Origin of the sequence: Acinetobacter sp. MYb10, assembly GCF_002980175.2 — a bacterium.
GTDB classification, from domain to species: Bacteria; Pseudomonadota; Gammaproteobacteria; order Pseudomonadales; family Moraxellaceae; genus Acinetobacter; species Acinetobacter guillouiae.
This window is the reverse complement of sequence record NZ_CP058272.1, coordinates 2,645,535-2,658,034: the sequence shown is the minus strand read 5'-3', so window position 1 is coordinate 2,658,034 and position 12,500 is coordinate 2,645,535. Positions and strand designations below refer to the sequence as shown.

Here is a 12,500-nt window from a genome sequence, read left to right as displayed (position 1 = left end):
ATTGAATCTCACTAAATCCCTCTTTATGAAAGAGGGACTTTCCCCCTTAGAAAAAGGGGGATCAAGGGGGATTAAAATTCAGTGAAAAAACAATATTTGTGACCCAGTCGTAGCCTGAAAAGCGCTTCGACACACGGAGAAAAAAATTGAAAGACTTGCTCGATATCATGCGCAAAAAGACGGATTCAGATGGTCATGCTCCAGTAGAGTTTGACCGTATCCGTATTGGTCTTGCGTCACCAGAAATGATTAAGTCATGGTCTCACGGTGAAGTTAAAAAGCCAGAAACCATTAACTATCGTACGTTTAAACCAGAACGTGATGGTTTATTCTGTGCCAAAATCTTTGGTCCAGTAAAAGATTACGAATGCTTGTGTGGTAAATACAAGCGTATGAAATATAAAGGCGTCATTTGTGAAAAATGTGGCGTTGAAGTAACAACTGCAAAAGTTCGTCGTGAGCGTATGGGTCACATTGAGCTTGCTTCTCCAGTTGCGCATATTTGGTTCTTGAAATCATTACCAAGCCGTATCGGTTTATTACTTGATATGACTTTACGTGATATCGAACGTGTATTGTACTTCGAATCTTATGTGGTTACTGATCCTGGCATGACGCCAATGGAAAAGTACCAACTTCTTAACGATGAAGAATACTTCACAGCGTTAGAAGAACATGGTGACGAATTCAGCGCGAAAATGGGTGCAGAAGCAGTTCAAGATTTGTTGAAAGACATCGATCTTGAAGCTGAAATTTCTCGTTTACGTGAAGAAATTCCGAACACAACTTCAGAAACGAAGCTTAAAAAAGCCTCTAAACGTTTGAAGTTGATGGAAGCGTTCAAAGAGTCGAACAACAAGCCAGAATGGATGGTGATGAATGTACTTCCAGTACTTCCACCTGATCTTCGCCCGTTGGTCCCGCTTGAAGGTGGTCGTTTTGCGACTTCTGACTTGAACGATCTTTATCGTCGTGTGATCAACCGTAACAACCGTTTAAAACGTCTTCTTGACCTTGCTGCACCAGACATTATCGTACGTAACGAAAAACGTATGTTACAAGAGTCTGTAGATGCGTTATTGGACAATGGTCGTCGTGGTCGTGCTATTACCGGTTCGAACAAACGTCCGCTTAAATCTTTGGCAGATATGATCAAAGGTAAGCAAGGTCGTTTCCGTCAAAACTTACTTGGTAAGCGTGTTGACTACTCTGGTCGTTCGGTAATTACTGTAGGTCCAACTTTACGTTTGCACCAATGTGGTCTTCCGAAGAAAATGGCACTTGAATTATTCAAGCCGTTTATCTTTGCTAAGCTACAAGCTTCTGGCCAAGCAACAACCATTAAAGCTGCGAAGAAAATGGTTGAGCGTGAAACTCCTGAAGTTTGGGACGTTCTTGCATCTGTAATTCGTCAACATCCAGTGATGTTGAACCGTGCGCCAACACTTCACCGTTTAGGTCTTCAAGCATTTGAACCTATTCTAATTGAAGGTAAAGCGATCCGTTTACATCCACTCGTTTGTGCTGCGTTTAACGCCGACTTCGATGGTGACCAAATGGCGGTTCACGTTCCATTAACACTTGAAGCTCAATTAGAAGCTCGTGCGTTAATGATGTCGACGAACAACATCTTGTCACCTGCCAACGGTGAGCCGATCATCGTACCTTCTCAGGACGTTGTCTTGGGCTTGTATTACATCACACGTGATGCAATCAATGCCAAAGGTGAAGGCATGGTGTTTGCGGATACTCACGAAGTAAACCGTGCACTTGCAACAGGTCAAGTTGACTTACATGCGCGTGTAAAAGCACGTGTACACCAAACAGTGATTGATGAAAACGGTAACCGTGAGCATCAAACCATTGTTGTAGATACGACACCTGGTCGTTGCTTACTTTGGGAAGTTGTTCCTGAAGGTATGGATTTCCAACAAATCAACGTTGAGATGACTAAAAAGAACATCTCTAAGTTGATTAACTCTTGCTACCGTAAATTAGGTTTGAAAGATACAGTTATCTTTGCTGACCAATTGATGTACTTGGGCTTCCGTCAAGCAACACGTTCTGGTGTTTCTGTGGGTATGGAAGACATGTTGATTCCACCACAAAAACAAGCAATTATCGAAAAAGCAGAAGTTGAAGTTCGTGAAATTGAACAACAATTCGAGCAAGGTTTCGTAACTGCGGGTGAACGTTACAACAAAGTTGTCGATATTTGGGCGCGTACGAACGACCAAGTTGCCAAAGCGATGATGGACAACTTGTCATTCACGACTGTTAAAAACAAACAGGGTGAAGACGAGAAGCAAAAATCATTCAACAGTATCTATATGATGTCTGACTCAGGTGCCCGTGGTTCGGCAGCTCAGATCCGTCAGCTTGCAGGTATGCGTGGTTTGATGGCGAAACCAGATGGTTCGATCATTGAGACACCGATTAAAGCAAACTTCCGTGAAGGTTTGACAGTACTTCAGTACTTCATTTCAACACATGGTGCGCGTAAAGGTTTGGCCGATACAGCACTTAAAACAGCAAACTCTGGTTACTTGACACGTCGTCTGGTCGACGTTGCGCAAGACTTGGTTATTACTGAGCCAGATTGTGGTACGCTCGAAGGTCTTGTAATGACTCCGTTCATTCAAGGTGGCGATGTCATTGAGCCATTAAGTGTACGCGTATTAGGACGTGTAACTGCTGAAGACGTGAAAAAAGCGGGTTCAGATGAAGTTGTGCTTCCACGTAACACATTGATTGACGAAAAAATCGCGGCGTATCTTGAAGATGCGGGTGTCGATGAAGTTAAAGTACGTTCAGTTGTAAACTGTGCTTCGACTTTCGGTGTGTGTGCTAAATGTTATGGTCGTGACTTGGCGCGTGGTCACTTGGTGAATCCAGGTGAATCTGTCGGTGTTATGGCTGCGCAATCAATTGGTGAACCTGGTACACAGTTAACCATGCGTACATTCCACGTAGGTGGTGCTGCAAGCCGAACGTCTGCTGCAAATAGCGTACAAGTACGTAACAAAGGTACAGTTCGTTTCCATAACGTTAAAACTGTTCAACATGCCAAAGGTCACTTGGTGTCTGTTTCACGTTCAGGTGAAATCGGTATCGCTGATGATTTAGGTCGCGAACGTGAGCGTTATAAACTTCCATACGGTGCGTCTATCTTGATTAAAGATGGTCAACCTGTAGAAGGTGGCGGTATTGTTGCAACTTGGGATCCGCATACACATCCATTGGTTACAGAAGTTGCTGGTAAAGCACGCTTCAGCCAAATTTCGGATGGCGTAACTGCAACATCGAAAACTGATGATGCAACGGGTATGACCACTGTTGAAATTTTACCTGTAACAGCACGTCCTGCTTCTGGTAAAGATTTGCGTCCTGCAATCGTGTTGGATACAACCGATGGCGGCGAACAGTTCTACTTCTTGCCACAAAACACGATCGTAACTGTTCGTGATGGTGAGACGATCGGTGTTGGTGACGTTATTGGTCGTGTGCCACAAGAAACTTCACGTACTCGTGATATTACCGGTGGTCTGCCACGTGTAGCTGACTTGTTCGAAGCACGTAAGCCGAAAGAACATGCAATTCTTGCTGAAATCTCAGGTGTTGTAAGCTTTGGTAAAGAAACCAAAGGTAAGAACCGTTTAGTGATTACACCAGATGATGGCTCTGAAATTTATGAAGAGTTGATTCCAAAATGGCGCACCATTAACGTGTTTGAAGGTGAGCATGTGAACCGTGGTGAAACCATTTCTGATGGTCCACAAAACCCACATGACATCTTGCGTTTGAAAGGTGAAGTTGCATTAACCAACTACATCGTGAACGAAGTTCAAGACGTTTACCGCTTACAAGGTGTAAAAATCAACGATAAGCATATCGAAGTAATCGTTCGTCAAATGTTGCGTAAAGTTGACATTACCGACGGTGGCGATACAAGCTTTATCAAAGGCGAACAAGTGGATTACATCCGCGTTGTGAGCGAAAACCAAGCGGTATTGGCTCAGAACAAGTTCCCTGCGAAGTATGAACGTCAATTGATGGGTATTACCAAAGCATCGCTTTCTACTGACTCGTTCATCTCTGCTGCATCGTTCCAGGAAACAACACGTGTGTTAACTGAAGCGGCTGTAACAGGTAAAGAAGATGATTTACGTGGCTTGAAAGAAAACGTTGTTGTAGGTCGCTTGATTCCAGCAGGTACTGGTCTTGCATACCACTTAGAGCGTCGTCGTCAAGAAGCAGAGGCTGCAGAGCATGAGCTTGTAAATGACTTCTCTGAAGTTGATCAAGCATTCTCTCAAGCTTTAAACGAAGATTCTTTCTAAGTTAAACAGCTTTTGAAATGAAGAAGACGCCTTAGGGCGTCTTTTTTTATATACTGAGTAGACCTCAGTCACAAACATTAAAAATGGCAGTTAAAATTAGAAATATATGGATAGTTTTACTGGCAGTCATGTTCGTTCCAGTTTGCTTGTTGATGTTTTTACCAGCTCAGCCAGAAATGAATTGGCAGCACGATGTATTTCAATTCATCACAGAAAAATTAAAGATTCAAACGGGAAGGTTTGGTCCCTTAGCTTTTTATACTGTATCGGTGACTGCATATTTTTCACTATTGAGCAGCATTTGGGCCGTTTTTTTATTTTGCATGATTTGGCAAGAAGAGTGTGAAACTACACTTCAAACAACGCCCCAGACAGCGCAGTTTAAGTTGTGGGATGGAGTGCTTGTGGTTGTATGTATTCTTGGGTTTATCTGGTTTAGTTTTTCGATGATGCAATGGCATTTCGCGAAACAAGATATGACCATAGGTTTAGGTCGAAATGGCTATTTATTCCAATCCTTGTATCACTATCAACTTGGTGTTGTCTTTGCTGAACTCTTTTTTATGCTTTTCTTGGTATTCAGCCAGCTGGCAATCTTGATGCTTGTTTATGCAAGTTATCATTTTCTCAAAGAAAAATTTAAATAAACAAAATTAAAATTCATTCTGAGGTATTTGATGGTTAACCCCTTGTTTTTAAAATTTTAACTAGAAAGCGGTTACTCAAAGATAGGCTTTTTTCATAACGCCTTTTTAAAACGATAAATAAACATGAAATTTCCCTCATCCTAGCCTTCTACCAAAGCGAGAAGGGACTTTCAATACCAATATAATTCACTCAACATGATCATCTTTTGATTTATGAAAGCGATCTAATAATTTGTTATTAACATGAATGTTATTTAAATTAGATGGTGCATCTTTGATAATCAAAGACTACAAATGGCAACATGAAAATTTAATTTAATCCATAAATTAGTGTTTTCATACAATCAGTGGTAATCAACTGCATTTGTAAGTTCAGATAGAAAGGATGAATAACATGAAAAAAATAGTAATGACTATGATGTGTGTGAGTTTACCTATTGTGATGCTTACAGGTTGTGAAAACATGTCAGCAAATGATAAGCGTATTGCTTCAGCGGCCCTTGGTGGTGCTGTTGGTGGCGGTGTAGGTAATCATGCAGGTAATGGCGTTGGTGCTGCTGTTGGTGCAGGCGGTGGTGCTGCTGTAGGAAGCAAAGCCAATAATGGTTCAAATCGCAATGCAACCTATAGTGGTATCGGTGCGGGTATTGGCTCAGTCCTTGGTAAGGGTGTTCTTGGCGGTGATGCCGGTGCTGCAATTGGTGGCGCGATCGGTGGTGGTGCTGGTGCTGCTATTGAGCAAAATAAGTAAGCGTCTAAACCCAAGACTCAATAAAAATAAGCGCAACGTATTAGCATTGCTGATTACGTGATGCGCTTATTTTTTATCCCTATTCATATCTAAGCTTAAAAGATCTGACCATCTTAGTACTATTGCGGCATCCTATTGATATTTCGCATTAGCAAGACTGATTTTAATCTTGTTTAGCGTTTTAAGGGGTGGGGGTTTTTACGACGGATATATACGGTTTTTTGTACCTCAGCAATTCTTAAACCAGAATCATCAAAAATATTCACGGTATAGTTACGATAGACTGGATTATAGTTTTCCGCTAAATCTTTGACATGTTCGATTTCAATCGCATCTAAACGAATATCTGCATAAACCGTACTACGTCCAGGGGAAAGGAAATTGATGCTTGCGGTTTTATCCCAAACCATATATTTCGGACCCAGATGATGCATTAAAAGAAGCATATAAAATGGATCAACCATTGAATACAAACTACCGCCAAAGTGCACACCAACAATATTTTGATTGCTATGTGTCAGTGGCATTTTGACCCGAACATGATAGTTTTTTAGATCAATTTTTTCGATTTCAATCCCTGCACCTTTATATGGAGAAAAATGATTCAACATAAACTTGGAAACAAATGGGATTGTCTGTAGTTTTTTGATTAGCGCATTCATGGTCAATTCTAGTTATCGATTTTTAAACCATAATAAAGAACTGAATGGAATGTGGCATTGATCCAAATGCCCTCTACAACGAAATCACAGCCAATGGTAAAACAATAAAAGGTGACTCAATGCAAGTGCAAACTTATTGGATATCCACACAAGATAAGCAAAAACTTTATGCAAAAACATGGGGTAATGCTGAAAACCCTGCATTGGTTTTGGTGCATGGCTATCCTGATAATCAGGAAGTTTGGGAACCGATTATTGAACAATTGATCTCAAAATTTTACATCATTACTTATGATGTGCGTGGGGCAGGACAGTCTTCTGTACCGAAACGAATTCGTGATTATGGCTTAGCACGCTTATCTCTGGATTTAGAGTGCGTGGTAAATGAGCTACTGCCCAATCGTAATTTTCATCTTGCAGCGCATGACTGGGGCTCGATTCAGTCGTGGGAATCTGTGACTGAACCTAAATTTAAAAATCGTATTTTGTCTTATACCACCATGTCTGGACCTTGCTTAGATCATGCTGCTTTTTGGATGCGCGAACAGTTCTTGCATGAAAAGCCTAAATTTTTTAAGCAGTTATTTAAATCTTGGTATATCGTTGCATTCCAGTTACCATTTCTTGCACCGACCGTTTGGCATTTCTTTAGTCCACAACGCTGGGGCGCAATTTTAACGCAACTTGAGAAAAAGAAAGGCTTACCGTTAAACCAAAATATTGCAAAAGATGGTGAACATGGTATCGGACTATACCGTGCTAACTTTCTTCCACGTTTAACTCGACCACGTGAGCGTTATGCAGTATGTCCTGTACAGGCTGTTGTACTGTTAAGAGATAAATTTGTAAGCCCAGAATTGATTGATGAAGTGCCTAAATGGGCAACAGATTTTGAACGTGTAGAAGTTGATGCAAACCATTGGGCAGTACTTAGCCAACCACAAGAGATTGCACAATATATTCAAACATTTGCACTCAAAAATAGTGAGAGTTGATTCGCTTAAAATGATGTGAGCTCTTATAAAAATAGGCCATGTTTTCACATGGCCTATTCATTTTATGACCAGTTCGACTAAATTACAGCTTCATTGTAGTGAATCTGATAAAATATCGGCTTTCAAATTTTCGTAAATTTCTCCATGAATGCTGTCGTTATTGCGATTGCCGTGATGTTTATCTTGTCACTGGCACGAGTTTCTGTTGTTTTAACATTGGTTATTTCAGCAATTATAGGTGGGTTGGTTGCAGGTTTAAGTCTGTCAGATACAGTTACAGCATTTAATGCGGGCTTAGGTGATGGTGCAGAAGTTGCCTTGGCATATGCGGTATTAGGCGCTTTCGCTTTGGCACTTTCAAAGTCAGGCTTGCCCGATTTATTGGCATATAAACTGATTGGCTTACTCGGTATGGAAGCCACGCAGAAACAAGCAACCAAAGTAAAATTCTTATTATTGGGTATTTTACTGATTGCCGCGATTTGTTCACAAAACTTAATCCCTGTGCATATTGCGTTTATTCCTGTGCTTGTTCCACCGTTATTAAAAGTGATGAATCACTTGAAACTCGACCGTCGTGCCGCAGCATGTGTACTGACCTTAGGTTTGGTCGGCACATATATCTTCTTGCCTGTAGGCTTTGGTGCAATTTTTCTTGAACAAATTCTGATGGGGAATATCAACAAAATTGGCGCTGCTTATCATTTGCATGTTGAAAGAAGCATGATGCCTATGGGAATGGCTATTCCTGTATTGGGTATGGTGATTGGTACTTTATTTGCCGTTTTTGTCAGTTATCGTAAACCGCGTATTTATGTTGATCGTAATGTTGCGCCAATTACCACGATTGATTTAGATAAACCACTTCGTGCGGTAAATGTTGAGGTATTAAAAGCTGATGGCATTGCCTTAGAGCAAGAAGCCAAACAAGAAGCTCCTGTGATTGCCAAGAAAACTATTGTTATGGCATTGCTGGCAATCATTTTAACCCTGATCTCTCAATTGTATTCAGGCTCGATGATTCTTGGTGGATTGGTTGGATTCTCTGTTCTTTCTGCCGCAGGGATTTTTAAATGGCAAGAAGCGGATGATGTTTTTGTACAAGGGATGCGTATGATGGCATTGGTCGGTTTTATTATGATCTCTGCCGCGGGTTTTGCATCTGTGATGACCCATACTGGGGACATAAATCAGTTGGTTAACGGTGTTGTTCATTTGATTGGTGACAATAAAGCGCTGGCTGCTTTCTTGATGTTATTTATTGGATTATTTGTGACGATTGGAATTGGTTCATCATTTTCAAGTGTGCCTGTACTTGCAGTCATTTATGTTCCTTTATGTGTACAATTCGGCTTCTCTCCGCTTGCAACTGTTGCCTTAATTGGTACTGCGGCAGCACTAGGAGATGCGGGTTCACCAGCTTCAGATTCGACCTTAGGACCTACTGCTGGTTTGGGTGTAGATGGGCAACATGATCATATTTGGGATACAGTTGTTCCAACATTTATCCATTTTAATATTCCATTATTGGTGTTTGGTTGGATTGCAGCGATGGTTTTATAAGCCGGCATTGATCAAACATAAGGAGATTCATTAAATGATTGATGAATCTCCTTTTTTTATGGTTATTTAGTCTGAAATAACTTGTGTTTGCGAGAAATTTCCTATAAATATTAAAAAATAAAATAATAGTTATGATTTTATTTATTTAAAATAACTAACCAATCGATAATATTATCTTGATTAAAATACTTGGTTTTAATTAAATAAACTTGATTAATTAAGTTGGGTTTAAAAACCAACCATATTGATATGGTTAAAATAAATTTACTTATATAACAATTATTTGAAAATATATGATAATTTTTGATTTAAATAAATGTTGCAATATTATTAATACCTATGTTTAATGCTTATTAATAACAACGCTGGGGTATTTATAATGTTAAAGCAAACTGCTCTTATTGCATTAATGGCAATTTCTTCTGCTTCATTTGCAGATTGGCAAGTCAAAGTTGGTGGTTCGGTGATTGCACCAACACAAGACACCAAAGTTGCTGGTGTTGGGACTGTGAAGGCAGACCATGAATATGCTTTTACGCCTTCTGTAGAATATATCTTTGGTGAAACACCTTTCTCTGCGGAAGTTTTATTAGCTACACCAATTAGCCACGATGTGAAATTAGATGGTGAAAAAGCAGTTAACCTTAAACACTTACCACCAACTGTAACGTTTAAATATAACTTTAAAAACTCTACACGTTTTACACCGTATATTGGTGTTGGTGGTACAGCATTCCTTGCATGGGATGAGGAATCATCTGGGGCATTGGCGGGCACTAAGGTTAAAGTTAAAGAAGATTTTGGTTTTGCTGGTCAAATCGGTTTTAACTTCCAACCTGCTGATGCAAAAAATTGGGGTGTTTTCTTTGATGCCCGTTATGCTCAATTAAGCCCAGAAGTGACTGTTAAAGCGGGTAATACTACTGCTGCAAAATTTGATTTAGATATTGATCCAGTTATCTATACTTTGGGTTATAGCTATAGATTCTAAGTTTGCTTTAGAATCATAAAAAACTCGGTAAATTTACCGAGTTTTTTTATTTTTACAGAGCCTTATATATTGAAACAAGAAGCAATAAAAAATAGTTATTTTTAGCTATATAAGCGCTGATTAAATCCATTTAATCTATCAGAACATCAATAAGACTTTGACATGATATGAAAAATTTAATTTTTATAATATTTGTAGGGTTAAGTAGCAGCACTATAGCCAATGCTGCAAGTTTTAATTGTGAGCATGCTCAGACCAAAAGCGAACATGCCATTTGTGAGCATCGCAGTTTAAACGATGCAGATGTCAAAATGGCGACCACCTATACCATTATCCGTAAACTCGTTCCGATGGGAACACGGGGCGTGATACAGGATCAGCAAGTGAAATGGTTACAACTGCGCAATCAATGTCAGGACAATCTACGCTGTTTAACCGATGCGTATCAGATGCGTCAGCAAAAACTAGAAATTTATATGAATCGAGTTTACCAACAAGGGCCATTTTAAAAAAAATTAAATTTTCCTATTGAAATATGCTTAAACCACTCCATTTCTAATGCATTCAATAAAAAAGCGTTATGAATTTACGGAGTGATTTTATGAGTGAACAGAACGTACAACACAGTTCAAAAAAGCATAGCTTTCAAGCAGAAGTGGCTCAGCTTTTACATTTAGTGACGCATTCACTTTATTCTAACCCTGAAATTTTCCTACGCGAGCTGATTTCAAATGCTTCAGATGCATGTGATAAGTTGCGTTTTGAAGGAATTAACCATCCTGAATATTATGAGAATGATCCAGACTTACATGTTCGTGTAAGCCTAGATAAAGATGCTAAAACAATCACCATCTCAGATAATGGTATTGGTTTAAGCCAACAGGAAGCCATTGATAACTTAGGGACGATTGCTAAATCAGGTACCAAAGACTTTATGTCAAAGCTATCTGGTGACCAAAAAGCAGATGCGCAACTGATTGGTCAGTTTGGTGTAGGTTTTTATTCTGGTTTTATCGTTGCTGATAAGATTACCGTTGAATCTCGTCGTGCAGGTTTAGATACATCAGAAGGTGTACGTTGGATCAGTGGCGGTACAGGTGATTTTGAAGTTGAACAAATTGAGAAGACTTCACGTGGAACATCGATTATTTTGCATTTACGTGATGATGCGCTGGATTATTTAGAATCTTATAAAGTTAAACAAATTATCAATAAATACTCTGACCATATCAGCTTACCTATCGAAATGCAGAAGGAAGTTTGGCAGGAAGAAGAAGCTGCTGAAGGCGAAGAGAAAAAACCAGGTCATTATGTTAAAACAGATGAATGGGAAGCGATTAACTCAGCAAGTGCTTTGTGGACACGTAGCAAAGGCGAAATTACAGAAGAGCAGTATGTAGAATTCTATAAGAATTTAACCCATGACTTTGATGCACCACTGGCTTGGGCGCATAACCGAGTTGAAGGCAGTACTGAATATACCCAATTGCTTTATATTCCAAGTAAAGCACCAAGTAATATTTTCACACGTGAAGCTAAAGCAGGCATCAAACTTTATGTAAAACGTGTATTTATTATGGATGATGCAGACAATCTGATTCCAAATTATTTACGTTTTGTACAAGGTGTGGTGGATAGTGCTGATCTGCCACTTAACGTAAGTCGTGAGATTCTACAAGAAAGCCGTGATGTGAAAACCATCCGTGAAGGAAATGCACGTCGTGTATTGACAACATTGGATGCTTTAGCAAAATCAGAAGATCAAGCTGACCAAGACAAATTTAAAACCTTCTATGCTGAATTTGGTTCAGTAATCAAGGAAGGTTTAGGTGAAGACTTTGGTAATCGTGAACGTATTCTAAAACTTTTACGCTTCTCTACTTCGAGCAATGATGAAGTTTCAACATCATTGGAAGCGTATAAAGCACGCATGAAAGAAGGGCAAAAAGCCATCTATTATGTGACTGCCGATAGCTTAGCGGCTGCAAAAAACTCACCACAACTTGAATTGTTCCGTAAAAAAGACATTGAAGTTTTGCTTATGGCAGACCGTGTTGATGAATGGGCGATGGAATTTGTGCATGACTTTGATGGTACACCTATGCAAAATGTCGCAAAGGGTGCAGTCGATCTTGGTGATTTACAAGATGCTGAAGAGAAAAAAGCACTTGAAGCTGCTGCAGAACAGTTTAAACCTGTGGTTGAAAAGCTCTCTGATTCATTAAAAGCCAAGACCAAAGAAGTGCGTGTGACAACGCGTTTGGTGGACTCACCAGCATGTCTAGTAACCAGCGATGGTGAGCTTTCTCCACAATTGATTCGTATGTTAAAACAAGCGGGTCAGGCTGTACTTGAATCTAAGCCAATTCTGGAAATTAACCCAGAACATCCTTTAGTGAAAAAATTGGAAAGTTCAGCACAGTTTGATGATTTAGCCAATGTGATCTTTGATCAGGCAGTAATTGCTGAGGGTGGTTTACCTGATGATCCTGCGGAATATGTAAAACGTATTAACAATTTATTGCTTAAATAAGTCGTCATTTGTTTTAAC

General features: G+C 39.7%; 9 protein-coding genes. 8 read left to right on the top strand and 1 reads right to left on the bottom strand.

Annotated elements, in window-relative coordinates; all coding sequences use genetic code 11:
* Positions 1-146: 146 nt before the first annotated feature.
* From rpoC to CQZ96_RS12375, 3 genes are all read left to right on the top strand, one after another.
* Complete coding sequence (gene rpoC, locus CQZ96_RS12385) at positions 147-4,340, top strand: DNA-directed RNA polymerase subunit beta' (RefSeq protein WP_105714607.1); 4,194 nt, start codon at positions 147-149, stop codon at positions 4,338-4,340.
* A gap of 83 nt (positions 4,341-4,423) precedes the next feature.
* Complete coding sequence (locus CQZ96_RS12380) at positions 4,424-4,987, top strand: hypothetical protein (RefSeq protein ID WP_105714608.1); 564 nt, start codon at positions 4,424-4,426, stop codon at positions 4,985-4,987.
* A 394-nt stretch (positions 4,988-5,381) separates the two neighbouring features.
* Positions 5,382-5,738, top strand: a complete 357-nt coding sequence (locus CQZ96_RS12375; protein WP_004718470.1) for a hypothetical protein — start codon at positions 5,382-5,384, stop codon at positions 5,736-5,738.
* A gap of 173 nt (positions 5,739-5,911) precedes the next feature.
* On the opposite strand, the gene CQZ96_RS12370 is transcribed toward CQZ96_RS12375, so the two are convergent.
* Positions 5,912-6,400 carry a PaaI family thioesterase gene (locus CQZ96_RS12370; RefSeq protein ID WP_004718468.1) on the bottom strand — a complete coding sequence of 163 codons (489 nt, stop codon included), beginning with the start codon at positions 6,398-6,400 and terminating at the stop codon, positions 5,912-5,914.
* Positions 6,401-6,519: 119 nt separating this feature from the next.
* On the opposite strand from CQZ96_RS12370, the gene CQZ96_RS12365 reads away from it, so the two are divergent.
* The 5 genes from CQZ96_RS12365 to htpG all read left to right on the top strand — a co-directional run bounded on the left by CQZ96_RS12365 (position 6,520) and on the right by htpG (position 12,482).
* Positions 6,520-7,395: an alpha/beta fold hydrolase gene (locus CQZ96_RS12365; protein WP_105714640.1), complete on the top strand. Its 876-nt coding sequence runs from the start codon at positions 6,520-6,522 to the stop codon at positions 7,393-7,395.
* A gap of 144 nt (positions 7,396-7,539) precedes the next feature.
* On the top strand, positions 7,540-8,958 hold the full coding sequence (locus tag CQZ96_RS12360; RefSeq protein ID WP_004718465.1) for a Na+/H+ antiporter family protein: 1,419 nt from the start codon (positions 7,540-7,542) through the stop codon (positions 8,956-8,958).
* Between the two features lie 379 nt (positions 8,959-9,337).
* On the top strand, positions 9,338-9,949 hold the full coding sequence (locus tag CQZ96_RS12355; RefSeq protein WP_016539694.1) for an OmpW/AlkL family protein: 612 nt from the start codon (positions 9,338-9,340) through the stop codon (positions 9,947-9,949).
* Between the two features lie 167 nt (positions 9,950-10,116).
* Complete coding sequence (locus CQZ96_RS12350) at positions 10,117-10,458, top strand: lysozyme inhibitor LprI family protein (protein ID WP_004818519.1); 342 nt, start codon at positions 10,117-10,119, stop codon at positions 10,456-10,458.
* 92 nt (positions 10,459-10,550) lie between these two features.
* Entirely contained in the window at positions 10,551-12,482 is a 1,932-nt protein-coding gene (htpG, locus tag CQZ96_RS12345; protein WP_105714609.1) for a molecular chaperone HtpG, read from the top strand.
* Positions 12,483-12,500 lie beyond the last annotated feature (18 nt).